The 23,682-nt window shown below is 47.5% G+C and carries 14 protein-coding genes; 13 read left to right on the top strand and 1 reads right to left on the bottom strand.

Going from position 1 to position 23,682, the window contains the following annotated elements:
- The first annotated feature begins 31 nt into the window (after window positions 1-31).
- From DMN77_RS05750 to DMN77_RS05710, 9 genes are all read left to right on the top strand, one after another.
- Window positions 32-1,402 (top strand): MFS transporter, encoded by a 1,371-nt coding sequence (locus DMN77_RS05750; protein WP_372775437.1) that lies wholly within the window; start codon window positions 32-34, stop codon window positions 1,400-1,402.
- Between the two features lie 41 nt (window positions 1,403-1,443).
- On the top strand, window positions 1,444-3,720 hold the full coding sequence (locus tag DMN77_RS05745; RefSeq protein WP_179013928.1) for a beta-glucosidase family protein: 2,277 nt from the start codon (window positions 1,444-1,446) through the stop codon (window positions 3,718-3,720).
- A 229-nt stretch (window positions 3,721-3,949) separates the two neighbouring features.
- Window positions 3,950-5,581 (top strand): response regulator, encoded by a 1,632-nt coding sequence (locus tag DMN77_RS05740; protein WP_179013927.1) that lies wholly within the window; start codon window positions 3,950-3,952, stop codon window positions 5,579-5,581.
- 7 nt (window positions 5,582-5,588) lie between these two features.
- The gene (locus tag DMN77_RS05735) at window positions 5,589-7,364 is read left to right on the top strand and encodes a cache domain-containing sensor histidine kinase (RefSeq protein ID WP_179013925.1); all 1,776 of its coding nucleotides are present in this window, start codon (window positions 5,589-5,591) and stop codon (window positions 7,362-7,364) included.
- A 131-nt stretch (window positions 7,365-7,495) separates the two neighbouring features.
- The gene (locus DMN77_RS05730; RefSeq protein ID WP_229521092.1) at window positions 7,496-8,413 is read left to right on the top strand and encodes a carbohydrate ABC transporter permease; all 918 of its coding nucleotides are present in this window, start codon (window positions 7,496-7,498) and stop codon (window positions 8,411-8,413) included.
- The gene (locus DMN77_RS05725) at window positions 8,410-9,282 is read left to right on the top strand and encodes a carbohydrate ABC transporter permease (RefSeq protein ID WP_068782313.1); all 873 of its coding nucleotides are present in this window, start codon (window positions 8,410-8,412) and stop codon (window positions 9,280-9,282) included. Before DMN77_RS05730 ends, DMN77_RS05725 begins: the two co-directional genes overlap by 4 nt.
- A 116-nt stretch (window positions 9,283-9,398) precedes the next feature.
- Entirely contained in the window at window positions 9,399-10,817 is a 1,419-nt protein-coding gene (locus DMN77_RS05720; RefSeq protein WP_372775434.1) for an ABC transporter substrate-binding protein, read from the top strand.
- Window positions 10,818-10,911: 94 nt separating this feature from the next.
- Entirely contained in the window at window positions 10,912-12,012 is a 1,101-nt protein-coding gene (locus DMN77_RS05715; RefSeq protein WP_179013924.1) for a TolB family protein, read from the top strand.
- A 53-nt stretch (window positions 12,013-12,065) separates the two neighbouring features.
- Complete coding sequence (locus DMN77_RS05710; protein ID WP_179013922.1) at window positions 12,066-17,015, top strand: sugar-binding protein; 4,950 nt, start codon at window positions 12,066-12,068, stop codon at window positions 17,013-17,015.
- 81 nt (window positions 17,016-17,096) lie between these two features.
- Here DMN77_RS05710 and DMN77_RS05705 read toward each other — a convergent pair whose 3' ends face one another.
- A complete protein-coding gene (locus DMN77_RS05705; protein WP_068782309.1) occupies window positions 17,097-17,987 on the bottom strand; it encodes a helix-turn-helix domain-containing protein in 891 nt (296 codons plus the stop codon).
- A gap of 229 nt (window positions 17,988-18,216) precedes the next feature.
- On the opposite strand from DMN77_RS05705, the gene DMN77_RS05700 reads away from it, so the two are divergent.
- From DMN77_RS05700 to DMN77_RS05685, 4 genes are all read left to right on the top strand, one after another.
- Entirely contained in the window at window positions 18,217-19,272 is a 1,056-nt protein-coding gene (locus DMN77_RS05700) for a glycoside hydrolase family 88/105 protein (protein ID WP_229521091.1), read from the top strand.
- A complete protein-coding gene (locus DMN77_RS05695) occupies window positions 19,269-20,069 on the top strand; it encodes a polysaccharide deacetylase family protein (protein WP_068782308.1) in 801 nt (266 codons plus the stop codon). Before DMN77_RS05700 ends, DMN77_RS05695 begins: the two co-directional genes overlap by 4 nt.
- 183 nt (window positions 20,070-20,252) lie before the next feature.
- Entirely contained in the window at window positions 20,253-22,565 is a 2,313-nt protein-coding gene (locus DMN77_RS05690; protein ID WP_179013920.1) for a helix-turn-helix domain-containing protein, read from the top strand.
- A 202-nt stretch (window positions 22,566-22,767) separates the two neighbouring features.
- Window positions 22,768-23,682, top strand: coding sequence for an ABC transporter permease (locus DMN77_RS05685; protein ID WP_068782306.1), 915 nt, complete (start codon window positions 22,768-22,770; stop codon window positions 23,680-23,682).

Raw genomic sequence — 23,682 nt, 5'->3', positions numbered from 1 at the left:
GTCCTGACAGCATGAACAGGGGGATATGAGAGTGGATGCAAGTGAAAATAAGTACAATGAAGCAGGATATGTTCCTGTTTCCTTTAGAGAGAAGCTTGGTTATGGCATTGGTGATTTTACGACCAGCCTTGTGTTTACCGTAATTGGTACTTTTCTAAGCATTTTTTATACTGACATTATTGGAATAGCGCCGGCCGTGATCGGGACTATGATGCTTTTGGTTCGAGTTATTGACGGCGGTGCGGATATCGTAATGGGCGCTATCGTAGACCGGACAGACAGCAAGCATGGCAAAGCGCGGCCTTGGCTGCTATGGATGAGCGTGCCGTTCGGAGGAAGCTTGATCCTTTTGTTTTATGCGCCTGAGCTTGGACCGACCGGAGCAATTGTATACGCTTACGCAACTTATTTGCTGGTAAATTTGATCTATACAGCGATTAATATCCCTTACGGTACGCTGAATGCGCTGATTACCCAGGATCCATACCAGCGTTCTCTGCTGAATATTTTCAGAATGACGCTGGCTATGGCCGGAGCGGCATTAATTACTTTCGTTACGATGCCTATGGTGAATCATTTCGGCGGAGGCAAGACGGGCTGGTTCCTTACTTTTCTGATTATTGGAGCGCTTGCGCCGTTTATGTATCTAATTACGTTTAAGGCGACGAAGGAGCGGGTTAAGCCTGTTGTTGCCGCTAAAAAGGTGCCTTTGAAGAGAGCGCTGCCCGCCTTGTTCCGCAATAAATACTGGCTGCTTATGGTGGCATTTTGTCTGGTTGTCTATATAGGCAGCGCTTTGACCAGCGGGCTGAATGCCTATTACGCCAAGTATATCTTGGAGAATCCCGATCTGGTAGGCCCATTGGGGCTGGCGAGTCTGCTGCCCATGCTGATCGGTATCCCGCTTACTGCACCGCTGGTCAAGCGCTTCGGTAAACGCAACACGGCTTTATCCGCCAGTGTGCTTGGAATGATAGGCATTGCGATCATTATGATCGACCCGTACAATTTCAACGTTATTCTGATTGGAACTGTAGTCAAGGCGTTATTCATGGCTCCGCTGGTAGGAACGATGTTCGCGATGCTGGCGGACACGATTGAGTATGGGGAATGGAAGACAGGCATTCGCTCCGAGGGATTGGTCTACAGCGCGGGCAGCTTCGGAACCAAGGTCGGGAGCGGTCTGGGAGGAGCGGCCGTAGGCTGGTCGCTGGCGTTTGGCGGATATGACGGAACGCTGGCCAATCAATCCGGGCAAGCCATTGAGGTGATCAAGATGGTGTACCTGTACGCTCCGCTGGTTATCAGCATTTTGGCAATCCTGATTCTTTATGTCTATCAGTTGGATAAGAAATTCCCAGCTATTATTCAAGAACTGAAGGAAATGACTCAAAACCAATAATGATATTCAAATTTCTGTATCTGTATGGGAGGTTATATAAAATGACGACAAGAGATATTCAATCGATTATTCGGCAGATGACGCTGCAGGAGAAAGCAGCGATGTGTTCGGGGGCCGACTTCTGGAATCTGAAGGGCATTGAGCGTCTGGGGATTCCTTCGATCATGGTAACCGATGGACCGCACGGGCTTCGTAAACAGATTGGCACAGCGGACCATCTGGGGTTTAACCAAAGTGTGCCGGCTACCTGCTTTCCCTCTGCAGCAGGGTTAGCGAGCAGTTGGAACCGGGAGCTGCTCGAACGGGTTGGAACGGCGCTTGGGGAAGAATGCCAGGCTGAGGATTTGGCGATTTTACTAGGGCCAGGTGCTAATATTAAACGCTCACCGCTCTGCGGCAGAAATTTTGAATACTTCTCTGAGGATCCGTATTTGTCTTCGGAGATGGCCGCTAGCCATATTCAAGGTGTGCAGAGCCAGGGCGTCGGGACTTCATTGAAGCATTTTGCCGCTAATAATCAGGAATATCGGAGAATGTCAACCGATGTAACAGTAGATGAGCGGACATTAAGAGAAATCTATCTGGCCAGCTTCGAAAATGCGGTCAAGCGATCGCAGCCGTGGACGGTCATGTGCGCATATAACAAGGTCAATGGGGAATTTGCCTCCGAGAATAAGCGCTTGCTTAGCGATATTTTGAGAGACGAGTGGAATTTTCAAGGATTTGTCGTATCTGATTGGGGAGCTGTCAATGAGCGTGTCGACGCCTTGCAAGCAGGGCTTGAGCTCGAAATGCCGACGAGCAACGGCGGCGGGGAAGCCAAAATCATCGCCGCTGTCCGAAAGGGGGAACTGTCGGAGAAACGGTTGGATCAGGCGGTTGAGCGGCTGCTTCGAATTATCTTTAAAGCGATAGACGGCAAGAAGGAAAATGCGGTTTACGACAAGATGAAGCATCATGAGTTGGCTAAGGAAGCCGCGGTCGAGAGCACCGTTCTGTTGAAGAACGAGGGGCAGATTCTGCCCTTATCCAGGGCGAGCCAAGTGGCGGTCATTGGGGCGTTAGCTCAAACGCCGCGCTATCAAGGAGGAGGCAGTTCGCATATCCACCCTACCCGTCTGGATTATGCGCTTGAGGAAATTACCCACCTGGTTGGCAGTACGAAGGTGCGATATGAACCGGGTTATGCGCTTGAGCATGACGAAGTGGTGGAGGAGCTTATCCGGGATGCGCAGGAGGCAGCGAAGCAGAGCGATGCAGCCATCTTGTTTATCGGTCTTCCCGATCGTTGCGAGTCTGAGGGATACGATCGCGAACATCTGAGAATACCGTACAATCAGATTGCTTTGATTGAAGCGATCGCAGAGGTTCAGCCGAATGTGGTAGCGGTGTTAAGCAATGGAGCCCCCGTTGAGATGCCTTGGCTCGGCAAGGTCAAAGGACTTTTCGAAGCTTATTTGGGCGGACAGGCATCCGGAAGCGCAATCGCCGCATTGTTATTTGGCGAGGCCAACCCTTCAGGTAAATTAGCGGAGACTTTCCCGCTACGGCTTGAAGACAATCCGAGTTATTTGAATTTCCCGGGCGAAGGAGATCGCGTTGATTATCGGGAGGGGATCTTTGTAGGCTACCGCCACTACGAAGCCAAAAAGATTCAGCCGTTATTCCCGTTTGGGTTTGGGTTGAGCTACACTGCATTTACGTACCAGGATTTGGAGATCCATGCGGACGATATCCAGGATAATGAGGAACTGACGGTTACCGTCACTGTCCATAATGCCGGGAATCGGCCGGGACAGGAGATTGTACAATTGTATGTAAGGGATGTGCAAAGCACCGTCTTGCGTCCGGAGAAGGAGCTGAAGGGCTTCCAGAAGATTTTCCTGGAACCGGGAGCATCCCGCGCTGTCACTTTCCATCTGGATCATCGCGCGTTCTCCTACTACAACGTGGACATGAACAGCTGGCATGTAGAGACCGGGGAATTCGAAATACTGATTGGCAAGTCATCCGCGGAGATTGAACTGGCTCAAAAGGTCATGGTCAGATCGACGGCAGCTTTGCCGCTTCGGATTGATCGTAATACCCTGATCTGCGATTTATTGGCCGATCCGTCTGTGGGTAGTAAAGCACGGCAGGAGCTAGATCATATTCTATTAACCCATCCGTTTGCAAAATTGCAGGAAGATAAAGAATTCAGCGGAATGATGGAGGCGATGATCAATAACCTGCCGCTCCGGGCCTTGAGCACATTTAGCGGCGGCTCCTTCACAGAAGAGATAATGAATGAGATGATCGCCAGGCTTAATCGTGGCTAGCAAGCGGCAGCGCTCTCTTTTTACGTAAAATGAACTTGCAGACTTCATTGTAAGGCGATAGCTTTTTAGCTATCGCCTTTTTGCTATAAGCATGGAAAATATCATACTCCCCAAAGAATTGATCATCGACAAGACCCGAATGCGGATTGCATAATGAAAAATAGTAACCCATTGCACCTATAATTTATGGGAGAATCGTTCCATCGCGTCAAGGAGGGGACTGACAGGAATGTACACTATATTGGTAGTAGATGATGAGGCGATTGTATGCCAAGGCATCAAGGAATTTCTGGAGATATCCGATTTAAGCATCACGCAGGTTTTGATTGCCTCCAACGGTTACGAAGCCTTGGATTATTTGCGGATGGAGTCTATTGATCTCGTGCTGACAGATATTCAGATGGATGGGATGAACGGGATCGAGTTGATGGAATCTATTTTATCCGAAAAACCGGATATTCCCGTTGTTGTCATATCGGCACATGATGAATTTGAATATGCGCAGCAATGTATACGGCTAGGGGCAAGGGATTATTTAATCAAACCTGTTCAGTTGTCACAATTGACCAAGGTGGTTGGCGCCGAGCTGTCAAACCGCGATAAAAAATATAAGCGGCTATTGGAAGAATCATTAAAGCTTAAATTCTCGATGACGGGAATGTTATCTTTGCGATCCTATATTTTAAATGAAGTGATTGCCGGATCATTGGAAAAATCCGATGATTATCTATTTATTTTTGAACAAATTGGTCTAAAATTTGAAGGTCCTTATTACCTGCTGCTTGTTACCGAGCTCTCATGGGGGCGCTTCGGAGCCGAGGAGGAGGTTATCCAGAAGCTGAGGGACCGCAATTTGCTGAAGTATGCGACAGTTAATATTATCGAGGAGACATTGGCGGACTGGAATGCGGTAGCTTTTTATGGCCAAGGCAATCAAATCATTACCATCATGCAGTTTAGCGAGGCGGATCATAAAGAGCGGGATCAGGAGCATGTAGCGAAAATGAATTTGATCGGGAAAAAGATCGTTACGCATATTCAATCCTACTTGCATTTAAAGGCGGTTGTTGGCATTAGCTCTATAAGGCCTGGACTGCACACACTCCCAGAAAGCTATCGTGATTCGGTCAAAGCTGTCAAATGGCATGCGTTATATGATAATCATAATGTTTTTTACGCCGAGGATTTTTCTTTGAAGGAAGCGTCGGGTCAGGTGAATTGGCAAGAAAAAACAGAACAATTGGCGCAAAGGATAAGAACCGGAAAAAAACTGGAGGGGGTACAGGAGGATATTCAATGTTTTATCTCGGAGATTTCCCCTGTTTTTGATAGCAATGACTCGACTGCGGGCATCCCGTTAAGCATTGCTTACAGAGTTTACACCGTTTTATTGGAAATGAAAGAGACGATAGGTGAAAAATATAGAGAGCTTGATCCCATCCTGTACTTTCGGTTTCCGCTTACAGGCTCAGAGATCAAGGATCGGCTCTGTGCCTTTTTAGCGGAGGCTGCCGAGCTTATCCTTGCATCATTGGCGGATCGTGATCAGGCGATCGTTCAGCAATCGGTTGGATATATCCGCTTGAATTTCCGAAATAAGGGGCTGAAAATACAGGATATTGCTGATTCTGTGCATTTGAGTCCAAACTATCTGAGTTATTTATTCAAGCAAATTGTCGGTGAGACGGTATGGGAATTCGTGACCAGGCTGCGACTGGAGGAAGCCAGATACCTGCTCGTCAGCACGCCAAAAAAACGCTATGAAATTGCGGATGAAGTCGGTTATGAATCACCCGAGCATTTTAGCCGTGTGTTCAAAAGATATTATGGGGAGAGCCCTAATTCCGTCCGATCGGAGTGAAACTACATTGTTTAGAAGCCTGCAATCACAACGATTAACGAAGAAGGCTGTACTTTTTGTCATCGTATTTATCTTCACTCCCATGCTTCTCATTTTCTGGTTTGCTTCCAATCGCGCCTCACTTTCGATCAAAATGCAGGTGGGGGAAGCCTTGTCCGAATTGAACAAACAAAATCATGCGACGATGGATCGCGTCATGGATGCTGTAGATCAGAAGCTGGTAACCATCATGAGCTCCGATACAATCCAGCAATGGAGAGACGACAGCCAATCCGGTGTTGACCGAAGCTTGCACAAATACATCGCAACGGAGAATGTACTTAGCAATTATTCGACTAATGTGAACTATTCTTTGTTCGTGCTGACCAAGCACCCTGGAAACTATGAGTTTGCACCTTCTACTCATGTATCCGGCGCAGGTGTCTTCTTTATCGAGAGTCTGGATGAAAAAGCTTGGATTCGAAAAGCGGTAGAGATGGATGGAGAGGTCCTGATAGAGCATATTGAGCAATTTGGCTTCAATCAGGATTCGCACAAAACGATAGCCCTAATAAGGGCTGTTATAGACCTTTCTCATGGCGGGAAACCGATCAGTGTTATAGCAGCCACAGAAATCGAAAAATTGCTGATGACGGAAATAAACTCTATTACCCTCCCGGTAGATACAAGAGTATATCTAACAGATAGGAAAGGAACGGTATTGGTAGGCCTAGATGCTGTGGGACCAACCTTCACCATACCTGAGAATGGTAAAGAGCTTTTGCCCGGCGTATGGGTTACGGAAAGTCATATGTACGTCTACCATGACAGTGTTTCGTATGCCAATCGGCTTATTTATGAGATTCCGCTCCGCTCATTATTAGGTTCCTATAATGAAGTACAAGGGATTATACGGATCATCGCGGTATGTTATTTCATCGTTCTTTTGTTCTTCTTATTCTATTTAGGCAAGTCAGTTCTAAGACCGTTGGCGAGATTGGCCAGTCTCTCCCGTTCCTATGAACCAGGTAAAGAAATGAAAAGATATGCGGAAGAAGACCGCAAGGATGAAATTGGCACTTCATACCGTTCATTTTATTTGATGACAGAACGATTGAACCAATTGGTCAAAGAAAAATACGTGATGGAAATCAAGCATAAAGAGTCCGAACTAAACTTGATGCATTCCCAAATCACGCCGCATTTGCTGTACAATACGCTAGATTCCGTCTATTGGTACGGGCTTCGCGGGGGCGTACCAGAGGTCGCGGACATGGTCAGGGATTTGTCCACGATGCTGCGGATCGGCCTAAGCCGGGGCAAAGAAATCATTACGATTCGGGAAGAGTTGAGCCACGTCGAGGCCTATCTGCATCTGCAGGAAAAGCGTTACAATCACTCCTTCCGCTTCCACATCCATACGGAAGAAGGAACGGAACACTGTTTGCTGCCAAAAGTCATCATGCAACCCATCGTCGAAAATAGCATTCTCCATGGAATCGGCAAAATGGATGGGGAGGGGGAAGTCTGGATCGGCATAAGTGTTTCCGGAGACTCCTTGTTTATATCCGTTGAGGATAACGGTTTTCGTCCCCTTGATTTGGAGAAAGTTGAGGCGATTCTGTCAGGCACGGCTGATCCAGATAAAGGTTTTGGCATCCGCAATGTACATAAACGAATTCAGTTAAGGTTCGGAGAGGAATATGGACTGACTTATTTCGCACGGGAAGAGGGCGGAACAAGAGCATTGATCAAGCTTCCCGTAATCCAGTCCGAGCAAGAACTCGCCGTCTATATCGCCTGATTTGGAACCGCCCGGGGAAGGGCGGTTTTTTTGGATAGAATCCGTCATGGAGTTGAGAGGAGCCGTCATGGGAAGCGTATCCGCCTTTCTATAAAATAAGTGGTATACCAACATAGAAAGGATGTGGGGGGGTGTTCTCGCAATTCGACAGGGTTGAGCAAAGAGACTTGGTACACCCGCTTATCAAAAAAAGCAAAGATTACATGTGGGGGATTCTATTCCTGCTGCCGGCACTTATCGTCTTTTGTTTGTTTCTTTGGACACCGATTGTTAAAGGGGTAATATACAGCTTTATGCGGGTAGACTTCGTTGGCGGCAATGAATTTATTGGTCTGAACAATTACCGTGAGGTTTTGGCGAATAGTACCCTTCTAATTTCGATCAGAAATACGCTTTATTATATGCTGCTTTGCGTACTGCTTGGCTTCTGGGTCCCCAGTATCGTTGCCATGGCAATCTCCGAGCTGCGCCGGTTTCAAGGGGGGATGCGGTTAATTGTGTATTTGCCGCATATCGTTCCAGCTGTCGTGCTTTATGGCATGTGGCAATGGCTGTACGATCCACTAGGACCGGTGAATCAAATCGCAGCCTGGCTTGGTAGTCATCAATTTATGTGGTTAACCGATAAAAGCATAGCTATGCTCTCCATTGTGATCGCAGAAACGTGGCAAGGATTTGGTGGAACGACGCTGATCTATTTGGCAGCTATTGTAGGCATCCCCAAAGATTTGTACGAGGCAGCCGAAATCGATGGAGCGGGAGTCCTGCAGCGAATCCGCCATATTACGATTCCTGGCATTCGCCACATTTATGTCTTAATGTTCATCATGCAGTTGATCAGCACGTCACAAGGTTTTATGACTCATATGGCTCTCACCGGTGGCGGTCCGAACAACTCAACACTTACGTATATGTACCAGATCATTAATGAAGCATTTACGAATTTGAATTACGGAAGAGCTTCGGCGATGGGAGTGCTGATGTTTCTGGTGCTTACCTCGCTCTCGATGGTACTTTATTACATTCAAGGAAGGAGCAAAGAAGCATGAGCAATCGGGAACGCAGTATTATGTCTTCGTTTGATTTCAAAAAAAGGACGGTTCAGATCGGGTATGCGCTTATGCTGCTTGTGCTTCTTGCACTTGCCGTGACCATGCTGTATCCATTTGCAACGACGGTCTTCTCTTCTTTTAAGACGAATCAGGAAATATTTACGTTTCCACCCAGCCTATTCCCGCATCAATTTCAATGGAGCAATTATATTGAGGGATTCAAATATGTGGATATAATCCGGCCTTTTATAAATACGCTGCTTCTTTTTGGCGGAAATGCCGTTGTTTCTTTAATGATCGTTAGTCTCGCAGCGTTTAGTCTCTCCCAGATGAAGCTTCCGTTTCGCAAGGGAATCACGATCTTTATTATGAGCACGCTCATGATCCCAAGCGCGACGTATATGATTCCTAACTTTTTAAACCTGCAAAGCCTTGGATTGATCGACTCCTATTGGGCATTCTGGTTGCCGGCAGGGGCGAGCGCATTTAACATTATGCTGTTAAGAAGCTTTTTCGATGGCATTAACAAGGAATTATTCGAAGCGGGCCGCCTGGATGGGGCATCCGAACTTCGCTGTTTTTTCCGGCTTGCCATACCGATGTCTGTTCCGGTCTTCTCGACTTTGCTTATCTTTGCATTCACATCGACATGGAATGATTGGTTCTGGCCGTCGCTTGTCTTGACCTCGCCCGAGAAATATCCGCTTGCGACCGTGGTGTACCGCGATGTTATTCAGTCTTTCGTCATGACCTGGAATGTGAAGTTCAGTGTGCTGACGGTAATTATGATACCGCCGCTGCTCTTCTTTCTGTTCTTTCAGAAAAATATTATGCATGGTCTGAACCTGTCAGGCGTCAAGGGGTAACAGAGTTCCGTGAATCTATCATCACAATCCGTGGATCCATCATCGATTCGAAAATAGCGTCCAAGTATGATGGAGGTGCAACCTACCTTATTGCAATTCAGAAAGGGGAAAAACGAGTGAAAACCAATAAAAAGAATCTGCTTTTCATTGCACTGCTTGCTTTTTCGGTGGTCGTAAGCGCTTGTGGCAGCGGGAATAACGGCAGTAAAGAACATGGGGCTTCCGGAGAATCGTCTGCCGACTCTAATAAGGAAACCAAAGCGGCGCCAGTTACGATGACGGTTCAGTTTCCAAAGGCGGATAATCTGGCAGGGATTGAGATTATTAACAAAAGGCTCGATCGGTTCCAGGAGCAGTATCCTAATGTAACGTTAAAAAAGAATGATTGGCAATATTCGCCGGATGAAATCGGTATTAAAATGGCAGCTCATCAAGCCCCCTCTTTTTTCCGGGTACCTGCAACCGAAGGAAAGGTATTGCTAGAGCATCAATGGCTGACAGATTTAACGCCGTTCCTGGCTAATTATGAGCATGCCAATGATTTCAACGAGAAATTGGCAAGCCCATTTATGATTGATGGGAAGATACACGCCATCCCAGCCAATGGTTATATCATGGCGGTTATGATCAATAAAAAATTATTCGAAGAGAAGAATGTTCCACTGCCAACGCCGGACTGGACCTGGGATGATTTCTATGCGGCGGCAAAAGCAACGGCCGACCCTGCTAAAGGCATTGCCGGATTTGCGATGATGGCCAAAGGCAATGAGGGCGGATGGAACTGGACTAATTTCTTGTACAGCGCAGGGGGCACCACGCAAGTTGTAGCCGATGGCAAGGTTTCTTCGGCCTTCAACTCCGAAGCGGGCGTGAAGGCGATGGAGTTCATGAAGCAACTAAGGTGGGAGGGCAATGCGCTTCCGCAAAACTGGGCTTTGAACTACGGTGACGTCTATAATTTATTCAAGCAAGGCCGGGCAGCGATGGTGCTGGGCGACCGCATCGAAGATGCGATCAATAACGGCGGCATGAAGAAAGAAGAACTGATTATTCTGCCAATCCCGTCGATGGAAAAAGGCGGCGATCACACCGGTGTGCTCGGTGGAAATTATGATGTGATTAATCCGCAAGAACCGGCGGAAACACAGCAAATGGCCTTTAATTATGTCACTTTCGATTTGTTCAAAGACAGCGGGCTTGATGAGCTGAAGCTGGTCCTGGAAGACCGGAAAGCTAAAGGTCAAGTCTACATGTATGGAGCACCTGCTTACTATAAACCGGACTCGGAATATGGCAAAAAAGTTGAAGAACTGGTCAATCAATATCCGGATAACGTGTTTAGGTATGATCCTGAGGTTACCCAATTAATGAAAGGCGTTCCGGAGCCTTCGTACAATGGTCAAGAGTCGTATGCGGAATTGACGAACGTCCTGCAGGAGGTATTTTCAAACAAAGATGCGGATGTAAAGGCCTTGCTCGCTGCGGCAGCAAAGAAGATCGACGAGGAAGTGCTTTCCAAGGTCGTTATCAAATAGCTGTCATAATTTTTAATAGCCCCGCTTCTCTTCACGCGTATTTTCGTTCAAGATGTTCGAAGAGAGGGGGGCTTACAAGACAGGAGGGAGCTTCATGCTTAAGAGAAGATCATTCACAGACCCAACTTCGGGACTGCCGATCCTTGCAATCGGGTGTGAAGGACATGATACAGCGCATCATTATATGACGGCTATGACCTGGCTCTCGGATAGCCGGCATCTGATCGTTCATACGGATATCGATCGGCAAACATTGACGGGAAATGTTGCTCGCGTCGATTCGGAAACGGGAGATGTACAGGTGCTGGAGGAAGGGTTGACTTGGGGACGTGGCGTCGTTTCTTGCGATGATGTTTTATATTTGTTCGACAAAAATGAACTTTACGCTATGGATGCCTGGAGCGGTGAACGCCGAACAATTGGCCTGCTTGAATCCAATTGCACATTTCTGGGACCCTTATCGATTACGAATAACGGCAAGGTATTGGGTGTTTATTGGCAAGAGAATCAGCGATTGATATCCTCTGAACCTGCATTAAGAGAAACGTATTGGATCATCGGCACGGTGGATACCGAAAGCGGGGAAATTCGTGAGGTCATTAGACCGAATTTTGCAGAACCCTACCCTGTAGCCAATCATGCCATGATTAATCCGGTTGATCCGGATTTATTGTTTTACTCCCATGAAGGCGCAACGGAACACATCCCGGATCGGTTATGGACTGTAGATGCCAGAACGGGAGTCGCTCGCAATATTTTTTCGCAAAAAAAAGATGAATACGGTCAGCATGTGGAATACGTGGGACATGAAATTTGGGCTTTCGACGGCAGCGGCTTATACTTCGTGAAGTATCCTCATAGCCCGGACCAACCTTCGGGCATTTTATTCGTGGATCAGCATGGAGAGCGGCATGAATTCATCAATGGAGACTACAGGTATTGGCATGTTGGCATTAGCCCCGATGGCCGATACGCGGTTGCGGATACACAGGAGCCAGGCATGTCCAAGATCGTGCTCATCGATATAGAGACAAGGCGTTCCAAACTTCTGTGCGAGCTGCCTTGCCGTGGGGTCCATCCGGGGCATCCGCATCCATCGTTCAGTCCGGACAGTCGGAAGATTACCTTTACGTTCTCCGATGTGAGTGACGTGCTTTGGGTTGGCATTATGGATCTATGCAATTGCAATAAATGAAAACGCTTACTATTCGGGGGTTGAAATGATACTGCAGAGGGAGGTAAAAGGATATGGCAATAAAAAAGTGGATGTTAAGCTCCATGTTGGTTTTGCTATTATTGACCTGGCCTATGAACGGACTCCTATTCAATAGCAAGTTGGCAGCATATGCAGATGAATCTTTACAGAGCATAGTCATTGGCAATTTTGAAAGCGATGAAGAGGTGTGGAATCTTAGCTTGGGAACTGAGTTCCCCGGAGCGAAAGGCGAATATATACGGGATTCAACGGTGTCCCAATCGGGTGTGTACGCTGGTAAGCTGCATGGGGATTTTAGCGGTGGCGGAAAATACGTAGCGATAGGCAGAAATTTCACTCCGTTAGATATGCAGAAGCTTGAATTTTGGGTTAAATCTGCCGATGCAACAGCGATCGTACTGCGAGTAACGGATTCAACCGGTCAGGTGCATCAGCAGAAAATATCCATACCTTTAGCTGCAGTTTGGCAGAAGATCGAAATTACGAACTTCAACGGTGGAGCAAGTTACCTCCACTTCAATGGAGCTAACGATGGCGTGTGGCACGGACCTGCGCAGGGGATCGGGATTCTGCTGGAGAAAGCCGGATTGAGCAGTAATCAGTCGAGCGGAGACGTGTGGATTGATGCGGTATCTGCTATCGCTCCCCAGCAAGCTCCTCTATGGGAAAACAAGATCGGAACTTTCGAGGACGGTTTTGATATATGGAAACTGGGTCTTGGCACCGATTTTCCAGGAGCAAGCGGCCGATATGTTCGAGATGCGCTTGAACCCAAATCGGGATTATATGCGGCTAAACTACAGGGAGATTTCACTGCTGGCGGCAAATATATTACGCTCGGTAAGAGCTTATCACCGCTTTCGATACAAAAGATTGCATTCTGGATAAAAACGGCGGATGCGTCTTCGATCTCACTGCGCTTGAAGGATGCAACCGGACAAGTACATCAGCAAAAACTCTCGTTAAAACCAACGATAAACTGGCAGAAAATCGAAATTTATAAATTTGACAGCGGTCAAAATTATCTGCATTTCGGTGGAGCGAACGATGGCAAATGGCATGGTCCCATCCAGCAAATTGAATTTTTATTGGAAAAGTTCGGGTTGAACAGTGGCAAATCAAGTGGAGAGATCCTATTGGATAATGTTGTGTTAACAGCGCCTTATCCCGATCTGTCAATCCAACAGAGCAGAATGGGAAATATTTTCTTGGAAAATGAACCTGTCGCCTTCCAAATCACAACGCAAGGAGATGCTGTGAGTTGGAGGATGTACGATCATTTGGATCATAAGGTGTTGGAGGGAATTGAAGGGGTACAGGGAGGGCAATTGAATCTATCCATTCCTTTACAGCAGCTGGGTTATTTTAAATTATCGATCGACGCAGTGAAGAATGGCCAGATGATCAAAAGCTCGGAGATATCTTTGGCTCGTCTATCCAATACGGATCCAACTGTAACGGACAGTTCTCCGTTTGGCATGTCGACACACCTTGCATGGGAAACCCCTCAAGGATGGACTCCTGAGTTAAGCGAATTGCTGACCCGGGCTGGCGTCAAAAACTTTCGAGATGAGATACCTTGGGATGCAGTCGAATACGAAAAAGGGAAGTACCGCAAGCCTGCTAATCGCGATGCTTACATGCAAAGAACACAACAGGATGGTCTCAAACCATTCATCATCCTTGACTATACCCATCCATTCTATGATCAGAACAGTACGCCATATACGGATCAAGGCCGTCAAGGATTCGCCGATTACGGGAAAGCCCTGTTGAATCTGTATGGAGATCAAATCCCTTGGGTCGAAGTTTATAACGAATTTAACGGCGGATTCGGTGACCGTGGCAACGGTCCCGCTGACTCTCGCCCGGATTATTACTTCCAGCTGCTAAAGAAAACCTATGAAACGGTAAAAGCTGCCAGACCCGATGTCACGGTGGTTGGGATGGCTACTGCCGGTACGCCACTCAGCTGGATGGAGGAGGTGTTCAAGCTTGGAGGGCTGCAGTATATGGATGCTGTCTCCATTCACCCATACCAAAGCCAGCGCTCTCCGGATGGCATTGTTGATAACGTGCGCAGCACGCAGGACCTGATTCGTCAGTATAATCAAGGGCAATTGAAGCCGATTTGGTTCACCGAGGTTGGATGGCCGACGTCTATTGGCGGCATTGGCATTAGCGAAAATACACAAGCCGATTATCTCGTGCGCACTCATGTCCAGGCACTTGCAGAGGGTGTTGAAAAAGTGTTCTGGTACGACTTGATGAACGATGGCATGGATAGCGGTTACCATGAAGATAACTTCGGCATCTTGCGGAATGCGAATGACCCGAAAGGAGCATTTACGCCGAAGCCTGCATATGCGGCTTATGCGGCGATGACTAGAGAGCTTATCGGTGCCCAATTCGTTGATCGGGAATCCTTCGATGCGAATATATCGAGCTATAAGTTTAACAAGGACGGTCAGAACTTGCGGGTCATCTGGGCCAATACCCCCGTACAAACGGTGATCAATACGAATTCTCAGATTCAAATCATGGATATTATGGGGAATACCGAGACGTACACACCGATGGAAGGCAAAGTGTATTTGACGCTTACTGAAGAGCCGATTTACATCAAAAGCGATATTGATGACATTGCTATGGACACAACCTTCAACCTAACAGGAGATGAGGCGGTAGTTGGCGAGCCTATCGCACTTAAAATGGAGATGAATAATGCTTCAAGCAAAGCGCTCTCCGTTTCGTTTACGGTTGAAGGGGAATCGTACCCATTGAGCGCGGAAGCAGGCCAGAAAGCTTCGCAGACTTTTACTCTACCTGGATGGAGAGAAGAAGGTACCCGATATCTCAAAGTGGATTTGACCGCGAATGGAAGGAAAATCGGTCATTTAAAGCATATCATTCAGGCTGCTCCATCATATAGTGTCCGGGTCACTCCTACGATTACAGAGATGAGTTCGAAGAATGAAGGCTTGAAGGTGCAAATCAATAACCATTCAAAGGCGCAAGGGCTCAGCGTTCAACAAATAGATTGGAAGTTCGGTAATCAATCCGGCAATCAAGCCATAGACTTGGTAATCCCGCCGGATACTATAGATACAATAGATATTCCGCTCCATGGTTTTGACTTTGGAGCTAGCTATCCGGTCCAAGTCACTATATATCTTGACGGAAAAGAACCTTTTGTTTATGAAGGAAACTTTGACTTCAATCCGATCATTCGCGGTACGGTTGAGGTGGACGGTACCGTTGACCCCGGCGTCATCGCACAAACCCCGATCGTCGAGCTATCCAAGGGAACGGTCAAAATGCAGAATTATACCGGTCCGGCCGATTTGGACGGCAGCATATGGGCGAACTGGGATTCGGATAGTTTCTATTTGACGGCAAAAATAAAGGATGATGTTCATTCCGCTCCTGCAAGTGGAGAGGAAATCTGGAAGAACGACAGCATCCAGTTTGCTATGATGGCTGGGATTCCAGGAGAGAATAGGGGCTATTATGAGCTGGGAATTTCCGATACGCCGCAAGGACCGCAAATCTTTCGTTGGCTGTCACCGGATTCCGGTGCTAAAGGACTTGTAACGAATGGCTCCTCGCAGGTAATAAGAGATGAAGTGCAAAAGCTTACGATCTATGAAATGGCACTTCCTTGGTCAGAGATTTCACAGGTCAAACCGAGTACGAATGAAGCCCTAAGTATCTCTTTCCTTGTGAACGATAATGATGGGCCGGGGCGGAAAGGGTATATCGAATGGGGTTCCGGAATCGGGGAGGTCAAAGATTCCAAGAAATTCAGAACTGCGCAATGGATCCATGATGCAGCTTCTCCAATCATCACGGTTCAAGGTGTTGCAGAAGGAGAAAGTTATGCAGATGAGGTCATTCCGGTTGTGACGGTGGAAACGGAGGAAGGTCAAGCTCTAGAAGCTCGGATTCTGTTGGATGGAGAACCATGGACGTCCGGTACACCAATCACCGTTAAAGGGGAGCACCTCTTGGTCGTGCAAGCGGGTGATCCGGCAGGAATAATAACCGAGCAAAAATTGACGTTCAAGCTATACCATAGCACGATACTGGAGACTTCAGACGTTGAGGGAGGGGCCAATGACACGGTGCTGCTGCAAGCTAAGCTGCATGATAAGAACGGTCAAGCAATCTCCGGGGAAAATGTATCCTTTGCTGTGTACGGGGGGGAGCCTGTTGGAGAGGCAGTAACCGATGCGGATGGGATTGCAATGTTGAATTACAAGATCCAAATACAAGCCGACCCGAATCAAGAGACTATTTACCCGCTTCAAGCTTTCTACAGCCAAAATGATGCGGCATATCTCTTGGGCAGCGAGGGAACCGGACAGTTGAAAGTGAATCCATCGCCAAGGCCCGATCCGAAAGGTATCCCTGGCAAACCGGTTCTCTCGGACAATCAAGGATACAATACAGGAATAAAGGACGGGACGTATGCGATAGCCATGAACATGTGGTGGGGAAATAACGGTACCACCTATAAATTGTATGAGAATGACGTACTGATCGATACGCAGTCCCTCACGGATCATTCGCCAAATGCGCAAACTGCCGTCACATCCAATCTGCATCGAAAAAACGGAACTTATCGTTACTATGCGGAGCTTACCAATACATCAGGCACGACGAGAAGTGATGTTCATACGGTAACCGTTACAGAAGCGGCTCCGGCTGTACCCATTCTATCCCATGATAACTGGGATGGTAATGGGAACTTTAAAGTCAGTATGAATATGTGGTGGGGAACAAACGGTACGACTTACCGTTTATACGAGAATGGGATTCTCATCGATACGCAAGTGCTTAATGATAGAACGCCAAATGCACAAACTACTATTACGGTTATTCATGACAAACCTGTTGGCACGTACGAATATCGATGCGAGCTTGCTAATGATTCCGGTGCAACATCCAGCGAGAAAATGATCGTTGTAATCACGAAATGATTTAATCTGACGGTCCCTCATGTTTAATACGTGAGGGGCTTTGTTTTTTTGATCCAACATTCATTGTTAAGCTAGCAGGCCTTAATCATTCCGGTTTTGCTTGCGAAATGCGTTCGGCGTTACACCCGTTTCGGTTTTGAACGTATGGAAGAAATGCGAGAGATCGCCAAAACCGACGGCGGAAGCGATCTCAGTCACAGAGAGCGGTGTATCCCTGAGCAGTCTTTTGGCCTGATTGATCCGATATAACGTCAAATAGCGGTTTAAGGAATGTCCGGTGGCCTGTTTGAATTGCTCGTACATATGTGAACGGGAGACATTAAATTGTTCATGAAGGCGACTAACCTCAATCGGCTCGGCATAATACGCAGACAAGTAGCTTAAAAGGCGCTCTGCTAAATGAAATGCGCTCTGCTCATGATCATCAGCACCCGGGTCAGAATGCTGTTCTCTTGCCAGCATAACGAACAGTTCAGCAAGCAGCGCATGCATCGCCGTCTCGTAGAAATCCGGATGTTCAGTAACCTCGCGGGCAAGCTGCTGGAGTATCGTCTGAAGCTTAGCCATCTTGCTGTCTGATAATTGCCAGATGGGCTGCAGCTTAGGTTCGGCAAGCAGCATGTCGATACAGCGCTTCATATCGGGGGCCTGGGACAAAGTTTGTACATAACGTTCATCCAGTGCCAGCACGATCCGGTGCAGAGGTTTTGTACCGACGACCGAAGAGCGGTGCAGCACATATGGCTTGATGATGGCCACTGTTCCTGGAAGCAGCGGGTACATGCGGTCTGCGATCAACAGTTGTCCTTCCCCTTCCAGGCAAATATAGAACTCGTATCCCCGATGGGCATGCATCTTATTTTGGCCGATTATTCCATCGCGAAAAAAACAATGGACCGGAAAATCATCCAGAAAGCGATTCGTCTCGTTATCTACTTGATAGTCGGCAGAGATATAACTTGCATCCATCATATGAAGTCTCCGTTCCAAAGGAAGATGTTAAGCGTATGATTTGAAATCATATAGCTCCAATTTCAAACATTGGGACTTAAGTAGATTTTAGCATGTTTTGTGAAAGCGTTCTCTGGAATTCCGGAAAAATCCCCATAATTTTTGTACAAGAGACCAAGCGGAGTATTATTAAATCCTTTACAGTTAAAGCAGGCGCCAACCAATTCAATGAGGATTAGGAAGTGGACAGATGGATAAGAAGTCTAAATTCAAGCAACGGGCTGAGCATGTCTTTCATCGTATGATTGATGTTCCGGCGGATGACTGGGGAATGAATATTGAAAGCTGGGATTGGGTACCGGGGGTCGGAGTCATTTCAATTCTGGAATATGGGCAATTGACAGGCGACGCCACAGCGATTGAATACTTACAGCGGTGGACGGAACGCAATAAACATAAAAGCGAGCAGGTAAAAGTCATTAATTCAATGGCGCCGTATGCGATTTTTCCGGCATTGTATCGGATGACCGGGGAACAGTGGTACTTGGACACCGCGACGAAAATTGGGGATTGGATGCTGACGGAAGCGCCCCGTACTCGCGATGGCGCTTTTGAACATACGGTTACGGAGGATGCTCAATTCTCCGATCAAGCATGGGCGGACACGTTATTTATGGCGGTGGTCTTCTTGGCGAGACTTGCAAGGCTGACCGGGGACAGCAAGTATGCGAAAGAAGCGGAATTCCAATTGCTAGTCCATTTACGGCTGCTGCAGGATCCGGAGACAGGCGTGCTGTTTCACGGATGGAATGGCAGCGAAGGCCATCATATGTCCGCCGCCCGTTGGGCCCGCGCTAATGCTTGGGTTATTCTGGCGGCACCCTGGATTGCCGCAGAAATCCGGGACTTGATTCCGTTATCTGATGAAATTGTGAAACGCTATCAGCAGCTGGCGGCAGGCCTGCGGCAGTATCAAAGAGACAGCGGCTTATGGAGCACGGTGTTGGATCAGTCCGGGTTTGTCGAGGAAACATCCGGAAGTGCAGGGATTGCAGCAGGATGGTTAGCCGGAGTGCGCATAGGCTGGCTGGATGCTGTGTACAAAGAAGCGGCCGAGAAGGCGCTGCAAGGTGTAGAGGAATTCATTGCGCCGGACGGAACCGTAGAAGGCGTCTCCGGAGGGACGCCGGTGATGCCGGATATCCCGTCCTATCATCAAATCCCGTGTTATCCAACTTTATATGGTCAGGGACTGGTACTTATCCTGTTATCACTAGCATATACGGAGACGGGGGAATCCCTATGAACAATGTTCTGCTCGCTTTCCCCGAAGGGAAGCATAAGGTGCTGACACTCAGTTATGATGACGGTAGAACGGCGGACCGACGGCTGGTTCGTCTGCTGAATGACTATGGGATCAAAGCGACCTTTCATCTGAACTCGGGACTTGCGGGAGAGGGGGATAGAATCCCGTTGGATCAAGCTGCAGAACTCTACCGGGACCACGAAATTGCAGCGCATACGGTGAATCACCCTACGCTCGCCAGATGTGCAAGAGAGCAGATCGTCAGCGAAATTATTGAAGACCGGAGAGTTTTGGAGAAAATAACGGGTTATCCGGTCCGCGGATTTTCCTATCCCAATGGATCGCTGAACCGTCAAATCAAAGAATTATTGCCGGCTCTGGGCATTGATTATGCGCGTACGGTGGCAAGCCATGGCGCTTTCCACATGCCGGATGATCTGATGGAGTGGAATCCAACCTGCCATCATAATCAGAATTTGCTTGCCCTGACAGAGCCATTCAAGCAGCTTGACCGGAGACAGTATCTATATTTGATGTATGTATGGGGACATAGCTATGAATTCGACCAGGACAACAATTGGGAGTTAATCGAAAGCTTCTGTGAATCGGTCGGTCGTCGTGATGACATCTGGTATGCCACCAACATCGAGATCACGGATTACCTGAATTGTTACCAACATCTTCGTTTTGCAGCTTCTATGGAGTTTGTATATAATCCTTCCGCTGACTCCGTATGGCTTGATGCCGGCGGAACGATTATTGAAGCCAAAGGCGGCAGCCGGACGCAACTGCTCTAGCTTAGCAAGATATTCGCCGCTACTCTATTATCCCTTTTGAACTGTGATGCTCTTTTTTGGATAATCATAGATTCAGAAGGTTTTTTTTCTATCAGCAGATATTCAGGGCAATTATAGAATGATATATTAATTTCAAAATGGAGTGGATTAATTCAATCTTACAGGCAAATAGGGGGGACTTGCATGCGATTAAGTATTTCCGGAAAGGTCATGATCATCTATGGTTCCATTTGCATTGTCATTATCATCCTGGCCTTTAGCTTGTCTTATTTTGGCATGGTGGGACGTCTGCAGCGTGATTTGAAGGAGACGCACATTGCATTGCTCAAGCAAATCGATAACAGAATCGAGCTTGTGTTTCGGGCAACTGAAAAGGATCTGCTTAATCTGTCGCAGGAGCTTGAATACGTATATTTTATGTATGACAGCTATGAAGATCCCTCCCAAAAATATGCCAATTCCTTCGGCTTATCTAATAAATTGCAAACCCTGGTTCACGCCAATGAGCAATTATCTTCTGTTTTTGTCTATTCGGATACGAGCGGCGATATGATGACCGACAAGGCGTTAATCAAGAACAATGAATTCGAGGACAACTGGCTGCAAAGCTATATCGAAATGGAAGGCTACTCGAAATGGATCGGTACGCATAAGGTGCGGGATGGGGAGAAATTGCAGGATGTCATTACACTGATCCGTCCTTATCCATTGATCAGCAATCCGGGCTACCGTAAAGGGCTGGTCGCTGTAAATATCAATGAGGATGTACTCTACCGGATGGTTAGCGATGTATTTGAAGGCGGCCAGGACGGAGTACATACCTTTATTATTGACGACAAAGGGAATATCGTGACTCATGACGATAAAACGCAGCTATACAAAAATGTGACGGACATTCCTTATATGAAGCAGGTTCTGGATAAAACAGAGAGCGGACAATTCACGGCCGAAGCAAACGGAGGCAAGCAATCGGTCTTTTATATCACGTCCAATTATACAGGTTGGAGAATCGTCAGTGTAATTCCTGAAGCGGAGTTATATCAGCCGCTGGAATCGCTCCGCAATCTGATGGTCGCGATTGTCATCATCATGCTTGTGTTGGCGCTGTCCGTCCTGTTTTACGTGAATCGGCGCACCTTCAAGCCCCTTGACCGGTTAGCCGTTAAAATGACGGGAGCCTTCAGGCAGGGCAAACCGGGTTACACTGTGAAGCTGGATTATCTGGAGAAGGTATTTGACCAAATGCATGTTGACCGCAAGCAATTGGAACAGCAGGTACGGGATTCCAAGCCGATCGTGAAGTGGAGAATGGTGATGGATGTGTTAACGGGTTATCGCACTGAATTTGAATCCGTCAATCGGCAATTGGAATATTCGGGCTTTCCGCTATTCCCGCAAATGTTCATTGTCTGTGCGGCAGAAATCGGCAAAGACAGCGGTATGAGCGCCAAGGATGAAACCCTGTACACCTACATGCTCTGTAATGTCGCTGAGGAATTGATCAATATGGAGACCGCGGGTGTAGCGATAGATACCGGTTCAGGGCGGGCCGCGATGATTATCAGCTTCGCCGAGGGAGATGCCGAGCAGAACCATCTTCGCGCATTGGCCATTCTGGAGCTGGTGCTGGATATTATGAAGCAGCAGTTCGGACTGTTGGTGACTGTCGGAGTAGGCAGATGTTATGGAGATATACGCGATATTACAACCTCTTATGCCGAAGCACAAAAGGCGCTGGAATACCGGCTGATCCTGGGCAGCCAAACTGTTATTTCCTTTGAGGATCTAAGCGGCTCGGAGCATCAGGACTTTTACCGCATTCTGAAGATGACGGATCACATTATTGAAGCCTTGAGACAAACCGAGATGGAGAAGATAGCGCATCAGGTTTCCCGCTTATATCAGGATGCAATTGAACATGGCTTGTCTCCGGAGCTGATACGCCACTTCTCCTATGAATTGGTGATGAAATCGCTGCAGGCTGTTGCGGCCACTGGCGTTGATGTGGATGAAATCATGGATAATATGGGCAGGATTCACACGCGCATCTATCGCAGCCGCAACTGGCAGGAGCTGGAGCAAATGGTGCTGAATATTCTTGTGCAAATGGCGGGCAGGGTTGAAGAGAGACGCAAGCAGCGCGGCAGCAATAAATTGATCTTGGAAATGCTGGCATATATTGAAGAACACTTCCGGGAAAGCGAATTTTCTTTGGCACATCTGGCGGAAACGTTTGGGCTCAGTCCGACCTATATCAGTAAATTGTTTAAAGAGCATACGGAGAAGAATTTCATCGATTATTTAATAGAGACCCGGATTCATGCAGCGCTTGAGCTGTTGACGGACAAAAATCGTAAAATTAATGATATTGCCGAAGAGGTCGGTTATATCAATACGCGCAGCTTCCTGCGGGCATTTAAGAAATATACAGGTATGACGCCTTCCGAGCAGCGTGAGCTACTGCAGAATTCAACGACCAAAATCGCCTTGGAATAGGGTTTGTTGCGCTTGAATCATAAAAAAATGAACGGACCATAAAAAATGCGACCTGCCCATGAATAAGAAAAGTCACTAAATATAAAACCCGTCTCTTTTCGGCTCCCCCGGCCCTTCATACAATCAGAATTGTAGCTGCGGATCAATTTGCATGTCATGTTGCGAAAGGGTGAGACTTTATGTGGCGAGAGGAAGAGAAAGTATGAGCGGGCAGTCAGTTTGGGGTCGGGTGATTCGGGATAAGCATTTATATTTGATGCTGTTGCCTGTGATCCTGTTTTATTTTCTATTTAAATACGTTCCGGTGGTCGGAGAGATTATTGCTTTTAAGAATTACAGGTTTGCAGACGGTATATTCGGAAGCGAGTGGGTTGGATTCAAGCATTTTCAAATGATATTCCAAAGCTCGGATTTCTGGAGAATACTCAGAAACACGCTCGTTCTGAATTTGTACAGTCTTGTATTCGGCTTTCCTGTTCCGATTATACTGGCGCTGCTTCTCAATGAGGTTCGGCGGAACTGGTATAAACGTATTGTGCAAAACATGCTGTATATCCCGCATTTCATGTCCTGGGCTGTGCTCGGTACCATTGTCGTGGCCGCGTTATCGCCAAGCACGGGGATTGTGAATCTTCTGCTGAAGAGGCTGACCGGAGGCGAGACGATCTATTTTATGGCAGATTCATTCTGGTGGCCAATCGCCTATACGATCTCGGGCATTTGGCGTGAAGCGGGATGGGGGACGATCCTGTACCTGGCGGCGATGGCCTCGATCGATCCCCAGCTGTATGAGGCAGCTAAAATCGATGGAGCCTCGAAGCTGCGGCAGATGTGGCATGTGACACTGCCCGGTATCCGCGGTACAATTGCGATTCTGCTGATTCTCAGAATGGGGCAAATGATGGATGTCGGATTGGAGCAAACCCTGGTGCTGCAGAACAACTCCGTATTGGATGTCGCCGATGTGATCAGTACGTATGTATACCGGGTGGGGCTGCAAAATATGAACTATAGCTATACGACGGCGATTGGACTCTTTCAATCGGTCGTAAGCGTGATTCTTGTTCTGACCGTTAACCGGTCTATCCGACTCTTCGGGGAACGGGGGTTGTGGTAG

Source organism: Paenibacillus sp. 79R4 (assembly GCF_013393165.1).
Taxonomy (GTDB): Bacteria; Bacillota; Bacilli; order Paenibacillales; family Paenibacillaceae; genus Fontibacillus.
Note: the sequence above shows the minus strand (reverse complement) of the source record. Positions and strands in the feature narration are given on the sequence as shown.